This window comes from Mesorhizobium sp. M0954, from assembly GCF_040319155.1.
Lineage (GTDB): Bacteria > Pseudomonadota > Alphaproteobacteria > Rhizobiales > Rhizobiaceae > Mesorhizobium.
Genome location: NZ_JAMYNR010000002.1, coordinates 250807 through 269560 on the forward strand (window position 1 = coordinate 250807; position 18754 = coordinate 269560).

General features: G+C 62.2%; 14 protein-coding genes. 3 read left to right on the forward strand and 11 right to left on the reverse strand.

What is annotated here, in order from left to right:
• Positions 1-28: 28 nt before the first annotated feature.
• The 7 genes from NKH93_RS04360 to NKH93_RS04390 are packed head-to-tail and all read right to left on the reverse strand — an operon-like array spanning position 29 to position 7961.
• The gene (locus NKH93_RS04360; protein WP_352969298.1) at positions 29-1825 is read right to left on the reverse strand and encodes an ABC transporter ATP-binding protein; all 1797 of its coding nucleotides are present in this window, start codon (positions 1823-1825) and stop codon (positions 29-31) included.
• Positions 1822-2766 carry an acetamidase/formamidase family protein gene (locus NKH93_RS04365; RefSeq protein ID WP_352969300.1) on the reverse strand — a complete coding sequence of 315 codons (945 nt, stop codon included), beginning with the start codon at positions 2764-2766 and terminating at the stop codon, positions 1822-1824. Before NKH93_RS04365 ends, NKH93_RS04360 begins: the two co-directional genes overlap by 4 nt.
• On the reverse strand, positions 2756-4399 hold the full coding sequence (locus tag NKH93_RS04370; protein WP_352969302.1) for an ABC transporter substrate-binding protein: 1644 nt from the start codon (positions 4397-4399) through the stop codon (positions 2756-2758). The genes NKH93_RS04365 and NKH93_RS04370 overlap by 11 nt, the downstream gene beginning before the upstream one ends.
• A 32-nt stretch (positions 4400-4431) precedes the next feature.
• Complete coding sequence (locus NKH93_RS04375; RefSeq protein WP_352502518.1) at positions 4432-5352, reverse strand: ABC transporter permease; 921 nt, start codon at positions 5350-5352, stop codon at positions 4432-4434.
• Complete coding sequence (locus tag NKH93_RS04380) at positions 5349-6215, reverse strand: ABC transporter permease (protein ID WP_352969457.1); 867 nt, start codon at positions 6213-6215, stop codon at positions 5349-5351. Before NKH93_RS04380 ends, NKH93_RS04375 begins: the two co-directional genes overlap by 4 nt.
• Before the next feature lie 19 nt (positions 6216-6234).
• Positions 6235-6837 carry an ANTAR domain-containing response regulator gene (locus NKH93_RS04385; protein WP_352969305.1) on the reverse strand — a complete coding sequence of 201 codons (603 nt, stop codon included), beginning with the start codon at positions 6835-6837 and terminating at the stop codon, positions 6235-6237.
• Complete coding sequence (locus tag NKH93_RS04390) at positions 6834-7961, reverse strand: transporter substrate-binding protein (RefSeq protein ID WP_352969307.1); 1128 nt, start codon at positions 7959-7961, stop codon at positions 6834-6836. Before NKH93_RS04390 ends, NKH93_RS04385 begins: the two co-directional genes overlap by 4 nt.
• Before the next feature lie 522 nt (positions 7962-8483).
• Between NKH93_RS04390 and NKH93_RS04395 the strand changes: the two genes are divergently transcribed.
• From NKH93_RS04395 to NKH93_RS04405, 3 genes are all read left to right on the forward strand, one after another.
• Positions 8484-9599, forward strand: a complete 1116-nt coding sequence (locus NKH93_RS04395) for a hypothetical protein (protein ID WP_352969309.1) — start codon at positions 8484-8486, stop codon at positions 9597-9599.
• Between the two features lie 378 nt (positions 9600-9977).
• On the forward strand, positions 9978-11072 hold the full coding sequence (locus tag NKH93_RS04400) for a branched-chain amino acid ABC transporter substrate-binding protein (RefSeq protein WP_352969311.1): 1095 nt from the start codon (positions 9978-9980) through the stop codon (positions 11070-11072).
• Between the two features lie 81 nt (positions 11073-11153).
• Positions 11154-13625: an adenylate/guanylate cyclase domain-containing protein gene (locus NKH93_RS04405; protein ID WP_352969459.1), complete on the forward strand. Its 2472-nt coding sequence runs from the start codon at positions 11154-11156 to the stop codon at positions 13623-13625.
• A gap of 275 nt (positions 13626-13900) precedes the next feature.
• Here the strand turns inward: NKH93_RS04405 and nadE are convergent, their stop codons facing one another.
• Genes nadE through asnB form a run of 4 tightly spaced genes read right to left on the reverse strand, consistent with a single transcriptional unit; the run spans position 13901 to position 18707 of the window.
• Positions 13901-14908 (reverse strand): NAD(+) synthase, encoded by a 1008-nt coding sequence (gene nadE, locus NKH93_RS04410; protein ID WP_352969313.1) that lies wholly within the window; start codon positions 14906-14908, stop codon positions 13901-13903.
• Positions 14905-16467 (reverse strand): class I adenylate-forming enzyme family protein, encoded by a 1563-nt coding sequence (locus NKH93_RS04415; protein ID WP_352470635.1) that lies wholly within the window; start codon positions 16465-16467, stop codon positions 14905-14907. The genes nadE and NKH93_RS04415 overlap by 4 nt, the downstream gene beginning before the upstream one ends.
• 19 nt (positions 16468-16486) lie before the next feature.
• Complete coding sequence (locus NKH93_RS04420) at positions 16487-16750, reverse strand: acyl carrier protein (RefSeq protein ID WP_352470706.1); 264 nt, start codon at positions 16748-16750, stop codon at positions 16487-16489.
• A gap of 19 nt (positions 16751-16769) precedes the next feature.
• On the reverse strand, positions 16770-18707 hold the full coding sequence (asnB, locus tag NKH93_RS04425; RefSeq protein ID WP_352969316.1) for an asparagine synthase (glutamine-hydrolyzing): 1938 nt from the start codon (positions 18705-18707) through the stop codon (positions 16770-16772).
• Positions 18708-18754: the final 47 nt, after the last annotated feature.

Genomic DNA, 18754 nt, shown 5'->3' on the forward strand with positions numbered 1-18754 from the left:
TTGGCTGGACGAGGCAGCCTAAGCTCGATCAAGTGGCGACGAGGTGGCCGTCGCCAACATCTTCGAGCTTGAGTTTCCGGGGCTCGTCACCGATGCGCCGCACAGCGCTTGGAATTTCGCTGTCCAAACGGGCGAACCGGGCGCGACGCCGGCCTGGATCGGGAACCGGAACGGCTTCGATCAGCCGCTTTGTGTAAGGATGGCGCGGGTTGGAGAAGATCTGGTCGCGGGTGCCCATCTCGACGATCTGCCCCAGATACATTACCGCCACGCGATCGGAGATGTTCTCGACCACCGCCATGTCGTGCGAGATGAAGAGATATGCGACGCCGAATTCACGCTGCAGCTCCTTCAGCAATCTTAACACGCGCGCCTGCACCGACACGTCGAGAGCAGAGACGCTCTCGTCGGCAATGATCAGCTTTGGTCGCAGCGCCAGCGCCCGTGCAATGCAGATTCGCTGGCGCTGCCCGCCGGAGAATTCGTGGGGATAGCGCTCCATCTGGTCAGCGGAGAGGCCGACGCGTTCGAACAGGGCGGCGATCTGGGCATGCCGTTGCTCTCCGTCGCCGAGGCCGTGGATCAGCAGAGGCTCGGCGACGAGATCGCCGACCCGCATGCGCGGGTCGAGGGACGCGAAGGGATCCTGAAAGATCATCTGCACATTGCGGCGGACAGCCTTGCGCTCCTTGCGGCTGAGCGCCGACAGGTCGTGGCCACCGATTGAAATGCTGCCGGTGAAGGGCACCAGCCCGGCGATCGCCTTGGCCGTCGTCGACTTGCCGCAGCCCGATTCGCCGACCAGCGACAGGGTTTCGTGCGGCGCGATCGAGAAACTCACGCCTTCGACCGCGTGCACGCTGCGGTCAACGCGGCCGAAGAAGCCGCCGTGCAGGTCGAAGCGGACGTGAAGATCGCTGACAGATACAAGCTCGGCCGGCATGTTGGCGGCGTCTTGTCGTTCTTCGGCGGTCCGTCCGCCGCCGATACGCGGCACGGCGGCCAGAAGCTCGCGTGTATAGTCGGCCTGCGGGCGATTGAAGATGTCAGCCGCGCTGCCCTGCTCCACCATCCGGCCGTCGCGCATGATGATGACGCGGTCCGCCATCTCGGCGACGACGCCCATGTCGTGCGTGATCAGGATAACGCTGGTGCCGTGCTCGCGCTGCAGGTCGCGCAGCAGTTCCAGCACCTCACCCTGAACCGTGACATCGAGGGCGGTCGTCGGCTCATCGGCGATCAGCACGTCCGGGTTCAGGGCCAGAGCCATGGCAATCATCACGCGCTGACGCATGCCGCCTGAGAGTTCGTGCGGATAGTGCTCGAGCCGCCGTTCGGCATCCGGAATTCGGACTGCCTTCAGCGCCTCGAGCGCCCTCAGCCGCGAGTTGGAGCGCGACATCGAGGTGTGTGCCTCGATCGCCTCCGTGAGCTGACGGCCGATGGACAGCACCGGATTGAGCGATGTCATCGGTTCCTGAAAGATCATGGCAATACGGTTGCCGCGGATGCGGCGCATGCCGCTCTCGCTGAGAGCGGCGAGATCCTGATCGCCGAGCCGGATGGAGCCTGATCCGATGCGTGCCGCCGGCTGCGGCAGCAAGCCCATGATGGCCAGCGCCGTCATCGACTTGCCGGAACCGGACTCGCCGGCGATGCAAAGCGTTTCGCCGCGCATCAGGCCGAATGTCAGGTCGGAAACGACGTCGCGCTCGCCCTCCTCGCCGCGCACGGCGACGCTCAGACCTGAGACGCTGAGTACCGGCCTGACAGAGCCACTCTCCGCGGCGGCCTGCCCGGATCGTTTGATGTCCTCCACCTTCATTCAAAGACGCAGCGGGGGAAGTAGAACGAAACCACCCAGTTGGGCATGTCGACGATCTCGCTGATGCGCAGGTCACCGCAAACCGAGACGAGCATATAGGCATCTACCGGATCCATGCGGTAGCGGCCGGAGAGCAGGTCGATCATCTGGGAAACGGCGCTCCTGGCGCCGTCCATCAGATCCGGCCCGATACCGGTTGTCACCTCGTAGCCCTTGGCGTCGAGATGCCGCGACACCGGACCGGGCGTTGTGAAACGCGGCGTCCGCAGCCGGGCATCCTTGACCAGATCGAGCGTCAGCACGGCGTTCATGGGGCTCTCGATCGCCGTGCCGCAGACCTCGCCGTCACCCTGCGCGGCGTGCGTGTCGCCGACCGAGAACAACGCTCCCGCGACCTCCACAGGGAGGTAGAGAACCGTGCCGGCGGCGAGATCACGGATGTCCAGATTGCCGCCCACGCGCCGCGGCGGGACCACCGAATGCAGACCCGGCTCAGCCGGGGCATTGCCGATGGTGCCGGCGAAGGGCTTGAGCGGCACCCGGCCGCTCTTGCCGAACAGCGCCGGTTCGAGCGAGGCGGCGTCGTACTTCCAGATATTCAGTGCCGGTTGGGAGAAGTCATCCGCCAGCAGACCGAATCCCGGGATATTCGCCGTCCAGCCGAAGCCGGACGGCTTGAACGCCTCGATGGTGATTTTCAGGGCATCGCCCGGCTCTGCCCCTTCGACATAGATTGGCCCAGTGACCGGGTTCACCTTGGCAAAATCGAGCAAAGCAACGTCGTCGACGGTGCTCTCGATCGTCAGCTGCCCGCCGGACGAGTCCAGGCACTGGAACTCGATCGTCGACCCTGGCGCCACCCGTTCGGCCGGGACAAAGGAATTGTCCCAGCCGAAATGATGGTGGCGCCCGTGGATGGTGTAGTCGCAGTTATTGCACATCGGTCACATACACATTGTCGTAGTTGATCGGGATGTGGACCGGGTCGACATAGAGGTTGTCGGCACCACCCATGCGGGTTGATTTCATGGTGAAACGCTGCTCGTTGAAGACCGGTGCCCAAGGAGCGTCTTCCATGATCTTGCCGTAGATCTCGCTCCACATCTTGGCGCGTTCGCCAGCCTTGGCCGGGTCAACGATGGAGTCGGCTTCGGCCGCCTTGGCGTCGAGCTCCTTGTTGCAATACCACGACCAGTTCCAGCCGCCCGGGACGGCACCAGCGCAGCCGAGGATCGGGCCGTAGAAGTTCGACGGATCGGGGAAGTCGGCGATCCAGGCCATGCCGCCGGACCAGATCATCGGCGCACCCGCCTTGTCGCCGCCGGCGGCGATGACGTTGGCCTGCGCGAGCGACTGGATGCTGGCCTTGATGCCGACCGCCGCCAGATCCTGCTGAATGGCCTGCGCGATGCGCGGGTTGGGATCGGTGTTCATGGCAAACAGCTGCGTGTCAAACCCGTCGGGATGCCCGGCCTCGGCAAGCAAGGCCTTGGCCTTGGCCACGTCATAGGGATAGCCCTTGAATTCCTTGTCATAGCCAGGCATCGACGGCGGCAACGGCTGATTGGCCGGCACCGCACGGTTGTTGATCAGCTGGACGATGCGGTCCTTGTTGATCGCCATGTTGACCGCCTGCCGCACCTTCACGTTGTCGAAGGGCGCCATGGTGGTATTCATGGTGATATAGCCGGTGTGCAACTGGCCGCCCTCGACGACACGGGCCTTCTGCTCGGGATCGGCCATCACCTCCTGGAATTTCGCCGGCGGAATGCCGTCGCCGGGGACGTCGATCTCGCCTTTCTGGAGCCGCAGCAGCGCCACGATCGGCTCCTGGCCGATCTCAAAGGTGATCTTGTCGAGATGCGGCAGACCCTTGTGCCAGTAATCCGGGTTGCGCTCGAAGACCACGCGCTGGCCGAGCGTCCATTCGGCGAGCTTGAAGGCGCCGGTTCCGACCGGATGTTTGCCGAAGTCTGCGCCGTATTTTTCGACTTCTTCCTTCGGCACCACATGCGAGAAGTTGATCGCCATGACATGCAGGAAGGTGGCGTCGGGCCGGGTCAGCTCGAACTTGATCGTGTAGGGATCGACGACGGTTATGCCCGCCAGGCTTTCCGCCTTGCCGGCAGCGACGTTGTCATAGCCTTTGATCGAGCCGAAGAAGCCGGCACCCGGGCTCTGTGTCTTTGGATTGGTGACCCGGTCGAGCGAATATTTCACGTCGTCGGCGGTCATCTCGCGGCCATTGTGGAACTTCACTCCGTGGCGCAGCTTGAAGGTGAAGGTCTTGCCGTCGGGCGCAATCTCGTAGGTCTCGGCAAGGTCGGGCCGCAGGTTGGTGGTGCCCGGCTCGTAGTCCATCAGCCCGTCGAACAGGCTCTTGATCATCGACCAGTTCTGCCAGTCATAGCCGATGGCCGGATCGAGCGTGGCGACGTCGTCCTTGTAGGTGATGGTGATCGCGCCGCCCTGCTTGGCATTCGGATCGACGGCGTCTTCGGCGCGTACGCTTGTCATGCCAAGCACCAGCGCAAGCGCCGATGCCGCCACGGTCGATATCAGATATTTTCTCATGTCATGTTCCCTTTCTCTGGTTTTCTTGGTTTTCATCTGAGCTTGATGCGTGGATCGATGAACGGTGCGACAGTGTCGGCCAGGAGATTGCCGAGCACGATGGCAAAGGCCGAAACCAGGGTGACCCCCATGATGATCGGAATGTCGATGCGCTGAATGGCCTGCCAGGCTAGCTGGCCGATGCCTGGCCAGCCGAACACGCTTTCGACAACCACGATGCCGCCCATGAAGATGCCGATATCGATGCCGATCATGGCGATGACCGGCAGGATGGCGTTGGGCAGCGCGTGCCGGAGGATAATGGCGCTGCGTGCAAGACCCTTGGCACGCGCGGTACGCACGTAGTCCTGGCGCAGCACGTCGATCATCGACGAGCGCATCATGCGGGCGTACCAGCCGGCGCCGAGAATTCCCATGGTCAGCGACGGCAGCACCAGATGACGCCAGGTGCCGTAACCGCCGATCGGGAACCAGCCGAGCCGCACCGCGAACACATAAAGCAGCAGCAGGCCGACGACGAATTGCGGCGCCGAGACGCCAACGAAGGAGGCGACCATCAGCGACTGGTCGGTGGCGGTGCCACGCTTGACGGCGGCGATGAGGCCCATCGTCAGCCCGATCACGACTTCGCAGGCAATGGCGCCGACCATCAGCAGCAGGCTTGCCGGCAGCCGCGAGACGATAAGCTCCGTGACCTCCGAGCGCTGAATGTAGGAGCGCCCCAGATCGCCGCTGAGAAGGCTGGTCAGATAGTGCCAATACTGGACGACGAAGGGCTGGTCGAGGCCGAGCTGCCGGCGGATGTTTTCGACCGTCTCGGGTGTGGCGCTGCGGCCGGCGATCTGGCGGACGGGATCGGCGGGCAGCAGGTAGAGCAGCGCAAAGGTGATCAGAGAGACGCCGAGCAAGATGAGCACCGACTGGACAACGCGGCGGCCGAGATAGGCGATCATGCCCGCCCCCTTTGCGTCGGATCGAGGATGTCGCGCAGTGCGTCACCGATCAGGTTGAAGGCCAGCGCCAGTGCCAGGATCGCCGCACCGGGAAAGAAGACCAGCCAGGGCGCGGCCTGGAAATAGGTCTGGTTCTCGAAGATGATGTTGCCCCATGACGCGGTCGGCGGTTGCACGCCGATGCCGAGATAGCTGAGCGTCGCTTCGAGCAGCACCGTGGTCGAAATACCGAGCGTGCCCCAGACGATGATCGTCGGCAAAAGGTGGGGCAGGATATGGCGGAACAGGATGCGTGGAGCGCTAGCGCCGATGGTGCGCTCGGCATCGATGAACTCGCGCTCGGAGAGCGAACTTGTCTCGGTGTAGATGACGCGGGCGGTCTGCACCCAGTTCACCAATGCGATCACCATGGCGACGATCCACAGGCTCGGCTGGAGCACCGCCGCCAGGCAGATGGCGAGCAGCAGCGCCGGGAAAGCCATCATCAAATCGGTGAAACGCATAAGGGCGCTGCCGATCCAGCCGCGGAAATAGCCGGCGGTGATGCCGACCAACGTGCCGATCAGAAGCGCCACGCCATTGGCGACGATGCCGATGATCAGCGACGTGCGCGCGCCGAAAAGGAGACGGGTCAGCAGGTCGCGGCCAAGCAGGTCGGTGCCCAGCCAGAATTGGGCCCCCGGCGGCAGTGGCGCGCCTTCAAGCGTGAGCCCGTCGAACATCTGCTCGTTTGGATCGTAGCCTGTCAGCCACGGTGCAAGAATGGCGCCGGCCAAGACAACGGCAATAATCCCGAGGCCGAGCAAAGCGAGAGGCCGATTTAGCAGACGTCGCCAGACGCCGGCGCGAGGCTTGGCTGGCATACGCCCGGCGGCCGAAAGCTCAGGCGCGATCGGATTGGTCATCGTCGCCTTCTTCTTGTGTCATCGCCATGATCCTGCGCGCGGCTTCCTCGACGCTGATTTGCCAGCTCATCGCCAGCGAGCGGAGCTGCGCATAGGCACGGCCGTCCTCGGCGCCCTTCGACAAGACCTCCACCGCGCGTACGATGGTCTGGCGCTCCGCGACCCGCTGACGAAGCGAGGCAATCTCGCTGGCCAGAAGCTTGCGCGCCTCGAAACTCTGCCTTGCGATCAAAAGTGCGCTGTAGACGCCGGCATTGCCGACCGGTTTCAGCAACTGCGCATCGGCCTTGTGCGACAATGCCCATTCGACGCGTCCCGGCGCCTCGGAGCCGATCAGTGCTATCAGCGGCATCGGCGCCTCGCCCGACTTCCACGGAAATTGCTCGTCAAAGCCGAGATCGACGTCGAAGAAGACGAAGTCCGCCGCCAAGGCTTCGGCCGGCAGTTCCGGCCAGAAGCCAATCGCCTCAAGGCCTATGGCCGACAATTGCCTTGTGATCGCCTGCACGGTCGGATGTGGACGATGCAGGACAAAAGCCCTGGCGCCTCCGAGGTTCGGGATACGCGCCATCTTGCTCACGACACCACCCGCAGGCGTGGCCGCCCGAACGTCTCCGTCCGGTCATAGCGGGAAAGGTAGGGATCGGGTGCCACGCCCTTCGTCAGTGTGACCGTTTTGAACGATGTTCCATCGATACGTCCGATTAGCACCGGCAAGGTAGCATGCTGGGTTTGCTGGTCGATGGCGATGTCGCCCAGTGGCGTTCGAAATGATGTTTCGGAAAAGACCTTGGGAAGGTCCGTCCATTGTGCACCGGGGTTAAGGGTGAGGATCTCGGCGAGCATGCGCACCGAGGCATAAGCCGCCGCCTCGAAGGATGAGGCCGGCATGACGGAAGGCACTGGAACCGCACCGCGATCCGCCCCCGAGATGTCGTGAAAATAGGGCCCAACGGAAAGGTGGCCATCGCCTGCCCCGTTGAGCGCCGGCAATTCGCATTCCGTGAGATTGCAGGACAGGATCGGGCAACGCTCCGGCCTGAAATGCGGGTCGCGCCGGCCAAGCTCCGCATAGGCAGCGATGAAGGCATAAGAAGAAGGGCCGATGAGATTGTTCAGAATGAAATCAGGTCTCGTCGCCTGTATCTCCGCGATCAGCCGCGCAACATCGACCTCGCCGAGCGGCAGATAGCGTTCGCCCAGCACCTTGCCGCCAGCGTCCGCAATCAGGTCGCGCGCCACGCGGTTGGTCTCCCAGCCCCAGATGTAGTTGGAACCGAGCAGGAAGCCATCGGCGCCGAAACGAGGCACGACATAGGCGAGCAGCGGTACGAGATGCTGATTGGGGCAGGCGTGTGTGTAGACGACATGCTCGTTGGCTTCGAAGCCCTCGTACGGGCAGGCGTACCACAGCGTGCCGCCTGCCCTTTCCAGGATTGGAATGACCTCCTTGCGACTCCACGAGGTGACGCAGCCGATGATGTGACGCACGCCGCTGTTGGCGAGAATGTCCGCGCAGCCGCTTGCATAGCGATCGATGTTGCCCTGCGGGTCGCGCTCGATCGGGATGAATTCGAATGGGATTGCGAGATCGCCGTTGACGTCGGCGATGGCGTTCATCGCACCCGCACGGCAGGATTCGGACACCAGCCGGTAGTTGCCAGACCGCGAATAGAGAATGCCGATCTCGATATGCCGTTTCAAGCAATGCCTCAAAATGACAATGCCCCGCAGCCACCGCCGCCAGGCGAGAGCATACGAGGCATTCTTGCCGCCCGGCGGTCGGAGCCGGTATTTGTCCTCACCGTATTACGCCCGCGCTCCCAGTCAAGAGCCGCCACGCGAAACTTTGGCCAGCCGAAACCGTTGGGCGCGCAGCACGCAACTCATGCCGCTGGTTGTGCAGAGTCCGCCAGGAACCAAAATTGCTGATGTCCAGGTATGGGGCCGGACAAACCCGGTTCGCTACCATTCAAAGCAACGACTTTAATATCGGTTTACCTGAATCTGCTAGCAGCAATGACGCCGGCTTTTCGTCGGTCAAGCAAAGGGTTCCACCTTGCCGCAGCAATTCAGCACTCCGTTCGGTCACCGGGGCGATGCCAACTGGCCGAGGTTGCACGGCTTGATGGGCGTCGAGTTGGAACGCGCGCCCGATGTTCTCGTGCCTCGCGTCGCCTTGGCCCGGAAGCTCGGTGGATGGGACTTTGGTGGCGGGAGCCGGGCTTGAGCGTCATTCGCGCCTTGCAAGGCGCCGACCTCCCGGCAGTTGCGAACATGTTTCAGCGCGTGCTGTTGAAGGAGAGGACCGAAGCGCCGGCCTCTCTCGTGGAATACATGAAACGGTTTTATCTGGATGCGCCCGGTTGCGCAGACAACCTCCGGTCGCTTGTCCATGTCAACGACGCCGGTCGCGTCTCCGGATTTGTCGGCGTCCACGTCCTGCCGATGACGTTCAACGGCCGACAACTACGCGCGGCCATCTGTAGCTCGCTCATGGTCGAGGACCATGAGCACGATCCGCTGGCCGGCGCCCGCTTGCTAAAAGCTTACCTGGATGGTCCGCAGGACATCTCCTTCAGCGAGACGGCCAACGATATTTCCGTGAAATTGTGGACCCGGCTGCGCGGCGTGGTCCTGCCGCAATACAGCCTTGACTGGGTCCGCGTGATGCGCCCCGCGGCCTTCATGCTCAGCCTTTCCGCCAATCGCATGGCGCTTGCGCGAATGCTCAATCCGCTGGCGCGTACAATCGACCGATTTTACTGCAGAAGGATGACGTCCAGCGAGCGACGTTGGTCGGGTGTGGCGGTGGACGGGGCAGGCCACGGAGCATTTCGTACATCCGAAATCGACAGCCATGCATTTGCCAGGCTCATCGAACCGTTTACCGCTCAATTCGCCCTGCGGCCTGACTGGACGGAAGATCAACTCGACCACATCCTGACCGATGCGGCGCAAAAGCCGGATCTGGGCGAGCTTGTCTACGTTTGTGTGACGTCGCCAGTCGGCACCAATGTCGGCGCTTTCGCCTACTACGCACGGAAGTATGAAATTGGTCGCGTGCTGCAGATCTTCGCCCTCCCCGGCCAGGCGGGCCCGGTGATTGACTGCCTGATCGATCACGCCGCCGCGCGCGGCGTCAGCGGCCTGCGCGGACGTATTCAACCTGCACTTCTGGAGGCGATGCTTGGACGACGCATTGCTTTCCTGACCGTTGCCTCAACGGTGGTACATTCACGTGATCTAGAGCTTTTGGACGCGATGAAGAACTCGCAAGTCTTCCTGAACGGGCTTGCGGGCGAGCAGTGGAGCCGGTTGATCGGAAGCCGTTTCAGCTAGTAGAGCGGGACACGCTCAAGTTGAACCGAGCATTCCGCTCTATCTATTTTAGGCGCGTTTCCACTTGGCTGCAGAATGCTTGGGTCAAAACCCAATCACTCTGAACGACCGAGTTCGACCCTTTGCCGTCATCCAGTTGGGAGCGTCGCATGACGCGATCTGACCCAATCACGACGCTCACTCCGGTCAGTGGTAACGTCCGGATTTGGCGCGCGATTCCGACCTCAGCGAACGAAGTTGTGACACGCCATTCCAGTGTATGATTGCTTCGCCAAATTGGGGTGTGCGCTGCAATATCAGCCCGAGACAGCCGCGCTTGCCGAAGGGGCTGTCGGCTTTGACGGGATTGGCGTAAGCTACAGTTAAGGGGGTGCACACATGCACCGCATCATCGCCATAGCGATCTTAGTTCTCGCGGCCGCGTTCAGTTCCGCGCGGGCGGAGGTGCTGATCGGTGTCTCGTCTGCGATGACGGGACGGCTCGCCTGGATCGGCGAGCAGGGACAGCGCGGCGCGGAGATGGCAGTGGCCGACGTCAACACGGCGGGCGGCGTGCTCGGCCAGAAGGTGAGGCTCATCTCGGTCGACGACTTCTGCGATCCCGAGCAAGCTGTGGCGGCCGCCAAAAAGCTGGTGGCTGACGGGGTCGTGCTCGTCGTCGGGCATTATTGCTCCGGGGCCTCGATCCCCGCATCAAAAGTGTACGAGGAGGCGGGCGTCGTTGAGATATCCCCAGGCTCGACCAATCCGCAGCTGACCGAACAGGGCCGTGCCAATGTCTTTCGCACCATTGGCCGCGACGACGCGCAAGGTTTCATCGCTGGCAACTACCTTGCCGATCGCTGGGGCAACAAGAAGATTGCGATCCTCCACGACAACTCGACCTATGGGAAGGGTCTCGCCGACGAGACCAGGAAGCAGCTGCACAAGCGGGGCGTGACTGAGGCCGTTTACGACGCATACATTCCCGGGAAGGACGACTATTCGGCCGAGGTCGCTACGTTGCAGACCGCCGGCGTCTCCGCCTTATATGTGGGTGGGTATCATGCCGAGGTTGCGCTGATTGCTCGCGCTGCACACGACAGTGGCTACACGGTTCAGCTCATATCCGGAGATGCTTTGGCGACCGAGGAATTTGCCCTGATCGCCGGCCCCGCCGCGGAGGGGACCCTCTTCACGTTCCCGGCGGACGCGAGGCGAAGCCCCGAAGCGGCCGCGGTCGTTGAGCAGTTCCGTGCGGAGAATTTCGAACCCGCGGGCTACACGCTGTTGAGCTACTGCGCGGTCCAGGTTTGGGCCCAGGCGGTCTCGAAGGCAGGTTCGCTGGAGCCGAAGGCCGTCATTGCGGCACTGCACGAACAGGAATTCGACACCGTGATCGGCCGGGTCGATTTCGACGACAAGGGCGACCTCACCAAGCAGAGCTGGGTTTGGTACGTCTGGCGCGGCGGAGAGTACGTGCCGGTTGAATAGGGTTCGCTGATCGCCGGCGTGCCGGCTGAGATGTCTAGTCTGATGCAGACCAGTGTGGCCGGACTGTTCCGACTCGCCGAGATGCTTGAACGCCTCGGCATACGCGGCCGGCTGTTGCTCGCCTTTTTCGGGATCAGCGCCCTTGCGGTGCTGGCAACCGCTGCGGCGCTTTATGCCTTCCTCCAGGTTGGCGACGTCGTGGACCGAATTACCACGGATCGAGTGCCGTCGGCGCTCGCCTCCCTCCAGCTGTCGCGCCAAGCCGAACGGGTCGCTGCTGCCGCGCCATCGGTGCTGGCAGCGACAAGCAGGGCTCAGCACAGCGAGGTCTCGGCTGCCGTCGCGCTCGAGATGTCCCGCCTCGAGGCCCTGCGCACGGACCTCCGGGATGCCACGTTGGGCACAGTGCCTTTGGCCGAGATTGAGGAAGCCGCGATTGTTCTGAGGCGCAACCTGAAGGAGCTCGACTCTCTTGTTGTCGCCCGGCTCGACGTGGTCGCCCGCAAGGAGGAGCTCCTGAACCGCCTCGCCGCGACGACAACCGGAAGCCAGCGCCTTGTCGCCACCGGCATCCTAGTGATGGATTCCAGGCTGCCGCAATGGCGGGCGGTCGCGGCCGACACGTCGCTGTCGCCCGATCGACGCGCAGCGGCGATGGCCGACCTGGTCCAGGCGATTGCGGCCTACATCCCCCAGCAGAAGGCGCAGCTGGAGATCTCGGCAGTCAACGACGCGCTGGTGAAGGTCGCGAACGCGCCGACGCCGGGCGACTTGGCGTTGATCCTTTTTCCGCTACGCCGTTCGCTCACTGCTCTTGAAAAGGTCTCCACGGAGATCGACGAAAAGCTGCGGACCCGCTTTCGGCAGCGTGTCGATGAGTTCAAGGGCTTGACCGACGGCGAGGACAGCATCCCCAAGGCGCGGGAGGACGAGTTTGCTGTCCTGGCACAGGGCGAAAGGCTTCTGGCCGAGAACAATCGACTGTCGCGCAATCTCACCGCTGGCGTCGATCGCCTGGTCGCCACGGCAGACCAGGAGATCGCTGCGTCCGGTCGCGAAGCCGCGCTCGTCCAGCGCTACGGCACCGCGGTTGTGCTCGGCTCCGCCTTCCTCAGCCTCCTGAGTTCGGTTCTGGTTGTCTGGCTCTATGTCGACCGCAGCCTCCTCGCCCGACTGGGGGCCGTGAGCCAGGGCATGCTCGCGATTGCGGGGGGCAACCTTCGTGCGCCGCTGCCAGCCGCGGGCAGCGACGAAATCGGGCGTATGGCCAAAGCGCTGAGACTTTTCCGGGATACTGCTGTCGAGGTCGAGGAAAAGAACCTGCGCGACGTTGCGGAAGCTCGTCAGCGGCTCATCGATGCCATCGAAAGCATCTCCGAAGGATTCGCTCTGTACGACGGGGAGGACCGGCTCGTCCTCAGCAACAGCCGCTACCGCGAATTGCTCTACACCGGTCTGGAGACCGAACTGACGCCCGGCACGACATTCGAGCAAATCATTCGCCGATCCGCTGAGCGCGGCTACATCAGGGACGCCGAGGGGCGGGTCGAGGAGTGGGTCGCCGAGCGCCTCTCGCGGCACCGCAACCCTAGCGAACCTTGGGTGCAGCGGCGAGGCGACGGGCGATGGGTCATGATCAGCGAGCGGCGGATCAGCGCCGGCGGCACGGTCGCCGTCTATTCGGATATCACTGAGCTGAAGCAAAGGGAGGAGAACCTCGCCGAGAAATCCGTGATTCTGGAGGCGCTTTCCAGCAAGCTGGCGAAGTATCTGGCGCCCCAAGTGTACCGCTCGATATTCACCGGCCGCCAGGAGGTCAGGATCGCCAGCCAGCGGAAGAAACTGACAATATGCTTCTCCGATATCGCGGGCTTTACCGAGACCACTGACAAAATGGAATCCGAGGATCTCACCCAACTCCTCAATCACTATCTGACGGAAATGTCGAAAATTGCTTCGGATCACGGCGCTACGATCGACAAATATGTCGGCGACGCGATCCTGATGTTTTTCGGCGATCCCGAGACTCGCGGCGTCAAGGAGGACGCGCTGGCTTGCGCGCAGATGGCACTTGCAATGCAAAAGCGGATTAGCGAGCTTGCCGAAGTCTGGCGGGACATGGGGATCGAAACACCGCTGCGGTGTCGCATCGGCATCCATACCGACTACTGCACCGTCGGTAACTTCGGCAGCGAGGACCGGATGGACTACACGATAATCGGCGGCGCCGTGAATCTCGCCTCGCGCCTGGAGCAGGAGGCGCCGCCGGGGACAATCCTCATTTCCTACGAGACGTTTGCGCAAGTGAAGGACGCAATCGACTGTGAAGAACTGGGGCAAGTCCAGGTCAAGGGGATCGCCTATCCCGTCGCCACCTACCGCGTCATCGATCTGAAGGCCAATTTGGCGGCCGCTCGTCGTGCTGTTCGGACCGAGCTGCCGCACTTCAGGTTGGAACTTGAACCGGAGCTGATGTCCCCTGACGAGCGTGGCGATGCCGCCAATGCACTTCGAGACGCGCTGGATCGGCTTCGTCACAAGCCTGGGCAGTAGGGCTTGGTCCACAACGACCCCTCCCAATGGACACAAGGAGTGGGATGTGGGACGCCGCTCATTGGCGCTGTCGATGCGAAGGCCGCAGAACGGTCGCGGTCAGTCTTCGAACTCGGGCGGAACGTCGGCATCGGAGCCGAGACTTAACATTCACGGCATCACTGGCAAGGTCCGGATATGGCGCAACGTGCTCGTTCTCGCAGATGAGATGTACGGCAACTTCCCGCCCATCTCGGCCATGACGACGGCCTGGGACGTGGCGGTCTCGAAGCAGGTCAGGTATCGAGTTCTTCGACTTCCTCGACGAGTTGCGGACGCATGTGCAGATAACGCGTCGCCTTGCGCTTGGCGATGATATCGGCCCAGACGTGTTCCACTTGTGAGGCGGCCAACCCCGCCGCCTGCCCCACCGCCTCAGCCGCCACGCCGTTGTTAAGACCGTAAAGGCAAAGATCCATACGGTCATAGGGAAGCGAGAAGTAGAACTCCTCCTGGGTCTGCGCCAGCGAGTAGGTATCGGTGGTCGGAGGCCGGTTGCGGATTTCTTCCGGAATACCGAGATGGGCCGCAAGCGCATAGACCTGTGTTTTATAGAGGTGGGCAATCGGCTTGACGTCCGCGGCGCCGTCACCGTTCTTCACGAAGAAACCCTGATCGTATTCCAGCCGGTTCGGGGTTCCAAGAACGGCGAAGTTCAGGCGATCCGCATGATAGTATTCAATCTGCTTGCGGGTGCGCTGCTTCATATTGGTAGCGGCGACGACGCCGAGATAGACAGGCAGCGGCATTCTCAGTTTCGTCTGCTTGCCCTCCGGGTCTTGCACCACCAGGGACGAGATATTGTAGCCCCCGCCCTCAAGGGCGTTCGCGATCACGATCTTCGAAGCCCAGCCTTCGCCGTATTCCGGGACCAATTCGCGGATGAAGGCGTCGCGACGCCTGTAGCAGCCCATTGCGCGCAGGATCGGCCCGATATCCTCCGTCACAGCCTCGACACCGAAAGTTTCGGCGACGAGGCGGCCGAGCCGCAGACTTTCAGGATCGGAATCGCTTTCCGGCATGAACAGGCAAAGTACATTCTTGGGGCCAACGGCTCGTGCCGCCAACGCGACCGACACGCTCGAATCGATCCCGCCCGAAAGACCGAGCACAAGGCCCCGCTTGCGAAGCCCGCGCAACTGCTGGCGCAAGGCCGTTACGATACGGTCCGTTTCGGTGATCAGGTCGATTGCCAGAGCCTGCGCCAGAAAGGTCCGCGCATCCTCGGTCGGGCGAACATTCATTGCGCGGCCTCCATGGTTTCTGCCGCAAGCCGACGGCTGACCTTGCCGGTATCGGTCTTCGGCAGCTCGCGGCGGAACTCGACGACCTTGGGGACCATGAAGTCCTCAAGGTGGCGTGCACAGTGACGTATGATATCCTTTTCGGTAAGCGCCGGGTCGGACCGTACTATAACTGCGCCGATCGCATGCCCGAGCACGGGATCCGGCACACCGACAACCACCGCTTCCGCGATGCCCGGATGAGCGTGAAGCACGGCTTCCACTTCCTTGGGCGCCACCTTCTCTCCCCGCGACTTTATGATGTCGTCCTTGCGGCCGACGAAATAAAGAAAGCCTTCCTCATCGGCCCTGAAAAGATCGCCGGTGTAGAGAACCTTCTCCCAAGGGTTCGGACCCCGGCGCAGGGCTCGTGCCGTCGCAGCTTCGTTTCGCCAATAACCCTGCATGACGTGCGGCCCGCGAATGACCAGCTCACCCGCTACGCCCGGCGGCACCCGTTGCCCCTCGTCGTCGACGACAAAGGCTTCGGTGTTCGGAATGGCTATTCCGACCGAGCCCGGCCGGCGGTCGAGCTCCTCGGGCGGCAGATAGGTGCAGCGCTTGCATTCCGTCAGGCCATACATCGAATAGAGCCTGACACCGGGGAAAAGGAACCGAAGGCGTTCTATGTGAGGCGGCGGCAAGGCAGCCGCCGTGTTGGAAATATAGCGAAGGCTGGGCAGGAAGCCCGGCGCCAGGTCCCTCAACTGCAGGATCATCGCTGCCATCGTGGGCACGAGCGGAAGCCCGGTGACGCCTTCCTGGCGGATGCGTTCAAAGACCGCCTGGGGAAAAGCGAAGGACTTCTCGAGCACGAGCGTGGCGCCGAGCCTGACGGCCATCAGCAATTGATAGAGGCCGTAGTCGAAAGCGAGGGGCAGAACATTCAAGATGATGTCGTCGGGCGAGTTGCGCAGGTAGTTGGTGATGGAGTCGGCCGCCGCGTCGCAATTGCGGTGCGTCATCATCACACCCTTGGGCCGGCCGGTCGAGCCCGAGGTGTAGATCAACATCGCAAGATCGACGTCAACGCCGCGATGGTCAATCTCCCTGACTTGGACCGTCAAGCACTCCGCCAGGGATGTGGCCCCTGCCGGGCATTGGCTATCGGCAGCAACGGTGGAAGCCACGAAGATGCCGGTCTTGCCGGAGGACGTCTCGCCGGAGGATCCGGACGCCTCGGCGACCACGGGCATCAGTCTTGCTTGCGTGAGGATCGCGGCGGCATCGCAATCGGCGATGATGTAGGCTAGCTTTTCGGCCTTGGTGGATGCGTTGATCGGACTGAAAGTCGCGCCTGCTTTAAGAACTGCGAAAATCGAAACCGCAGCCTCCCAGCAATTGTCCATGAAGATCAGCACCCGGTCGTCGCGCCTGACGCCATTCAAAAAAAGGGCGGCGGCCAAGCGGCTCGAGAGATCGTCCAGCTCTTTGTAGCACAGCCTTTTGTGCTCGGTGATCAATGCCGTTTTGGCTGGATGGGCAGCGGCCTTCGCCGTCAGAAAATGTTCGATCCGCACGGACGCTCCTCACCGATGGCTATGCTGCCAGCGCTTCTGCTTTTGCCTTGACGAAGGCTGAGATACGGTCAATCGAATCCAGATTGGCCGGTACGATGTCGGCATCGACCATGGCTATGCCAAAATCATCCTCTATGAATGCCACTAGCTCCAACACGGCCGTCGAGTCGATGATGCCGTTCTCGATCAGTGATGCGGTGTCTGCAAGCTCGTAGGACGTGTCGCCGAACAGGAAGTTGTCGACGATAAAGGTTTTGACCTTGTCCTTGATTGCTACCATGATTTTTCATTCCCTCGATTTTTCAGGCCGCTCGTGCTTCACCGACCTTTTCGCCGGTGAAAATCTTCTGCCACAGTTGCGCCGACAAAATGCCGACGAAAGCCGCATTGTCGCGGAATCCGGACGCTGGCTGCAAGCGGCATTTCTCGTGCAGGTTCGCCACCGCCTTGGCGTTGAATAGTCCTCCGGATGCGATACTCGCCTCGCTCAGCGAGTCGCGTACGTAGTCCAATTCTCCGGCTCCCACGAAGGAGCGGGCTTCCGGAGCCCGGTAAGGCTGTTTGGTGCGCTCGCGGATGGCCGCCGGAAGCAGGTGTCTGGCAACTTTGCGCAATATGTGTTTTTCCACCAGTCCCTTCAGCTTCATCTCCGGCGGAAGTCTTGCCGCAAACTCCACCAAGCGATGGTCAAGGAAGGGGAACCGCCCTTCGATACCGTGCGCCATGGCCATGCGATCGCCCTGGCTGGAGAGGATGTAGCCCGGCAGGAGGAAGCGGGTTTCTAGATATTGCGCCTGATGCAGCGGATGCCACCGGGAAAACGCCTCAGGCAACCGGCTGGCCAGGTCCTCGGCCGCGTCATACCCCTTCAATGTCGCGCGCAGGTCACCGGAAAAGAACATCTTCGCCGCTGATGTGGTCTTGAAACGCGGCCGATGCGAGAACAGCGGATCGTCCAGGGCAGCGCTGCCGGTTCCGAAGAACGCAGCCAGGTATTCCACGGACTGCTGTTGCAGGCCCGGCAGATAGGGATAAAGCTTGCGGAACAGTTGTGGCCTTATGCGCGATGCCGGCTGTCGCGCGCAGAAACGGCGAACCCGCGCTTCCTTGAAGACATCATAGCCGGCAAAGACCTCGTCGGCGCCTTCGCCTGTCAGCACTACTTTCAAACCGGCCTGGCGAACGAGGCCGGACAGTTGATAGAGGGGGGCTGGGGCCGTGCGGATGATCGGCCGCTCGGTAAAGCGGATGACTTCGGGAAACACACCGGCGATATCGCCGGCACGACACGCAATGGTTCGATGGCGCGTGCCAAGTGCTGACGCCATTTCGGTCTGGAAGGCGCTTTCGTCATGCTCGGCGCTGTCGAACGTCACGGAAAATGTCTGCAGCTTAAGAGGAGTCATGCCGGCCGCGAGTGCCGAAACGAGGGATGAATCGAGCCCGCCCGAAAGGTAAGAACCGACCGGCACGTCGGCGCGCATGCGAAGCCTCACCGCGTCGGTCAACAGGGCCTGCAGTTCCTCGGCCGCGTCGTCCTCATTGGTGATCTTCGATGGCCTATCCGGATACGGGTAGTCTAGGTGCCAATATGGTTTGACCGTGACTTGCCCCCGTGTCGCGATCATCACGCTTGCCGGCTCCAGCTCGTGGATGTTGCGGAAAGCCGTGCGTGGAGCGATCGGCGCCCACAGCGTAAAGATCTGGTCGAGTGCAATTGGATCGATTTCGGCCGAGACGCCGGGTACCGTCAGCAGGGCCTTTATCTCCGACGCAAAGTAGAGCACCCCGTCCTTGCTGGTGTAAAACAGCGGCCGAACACCCATGCGGTCTCTTGCAAGCACCATCCGCCGCCGCCGGTTATCCCAAATCGCGAAGGCGAAATCACCGTTCAGGAGCGACAGACAGTCTTCGCCCATCTCGTCATAAAGCTGCAGGAGAACTTCGGTATCGCTCGACGTGCGGAAGCGTCGGCCCTTGGCCAGCAGCCCTTCGCGCAATTCCACGTAGTTGAAGATCTCGCCGTTGAACGCAATCGTCAAATTGCCGGTTTCGTCGGACATCGGCTGCTGGCCGTCACCAATTCCAATCACCGACAGCCGCGCATGCCCAAGTCCAACCTCGGGCGCTACGAATTTCCCTTGTTCATCCGGCCCGCGATGGGCGATCGCAGACGTCATGCGCGCAAGCAAAGCTTCCGCATCCCGGACTGAACCGAAATAGCCCCCGAATCCGCACATCCACACAGCTCATACTGAACAGCAAGCCACGAAACATAGCGGTCATA

What these genes read in the sequence shown, in the direction of transcription:
- NKH93_RS04405 (WP_352969459.1), top strand. Translation starts at nt 11,154, where the DNA reads ATGCTTGAACGCCTCGGCATACGCGGCCGGCTGTTGCTCGCCTTTTTC.
- nadE (WP_352969313.1), bottom strand. Translation starts at nt 14,908, where the DNA reads ATGAATGTTCGCCCGACCGAGGATGCGCGGACCTTTCTGGCGCAGGCT.
- NKH93_RS04365 (WP_352969300.1), bottom strand. Translation starts at nt 2,766, where the DNA reads ATGTGCAATAACTGCGACTACACCATCCACGGGCGCCACCATCATTTC.
- NKH93_RS04360 (WP_352969298.1), bottom strand. Translation starts at nt 1,825, where the DNA reads ATGAAGGTGGAGGACATCAAACGATCCGGGCAGGCCGCCGCGGAGAGT.
- asnB (WP_352969316.1), bottom strand. Translation starts at nt 18,707, where the DNA reads ATGTGCGGATTCGGGGGCTATTTCGGTTCAGTCCGGGATGCGGAAGCT.
- NKH93_RS04380 (WP_352969457.1), bottom strand. Translation starts at nt 6,215, where the DNA reads ATGCCAGCCAAGCCTCGCGCCGGCGTCTGGCGACGTCTGCTAAATCGG.
- NKH93_RS04375 (WP_352502518.1), bottom strand. Translation starts at nt 5,352, where the DNA reads ATGATCGCCTATCTCGGCCGCCGCGTTGTCCAGTCGGTGCTCATCTTG.
- NKH93_RS04370 (WP_352969302.1), bottom strand. Translation starts at nt 4,399, where the DNA reads ATGAGAAAATATCTGATATCGACCGTGGCGGCATCGGCGCTTGCGCTG.
- NKH93_RS04400 (WP_352969311.1), top strand. Translation starts at nt 9,978, where the DNA reads ATGCACCGCATCATCGCCATAGCGATCTTAGTTCTCGCGGCCGCGTTC.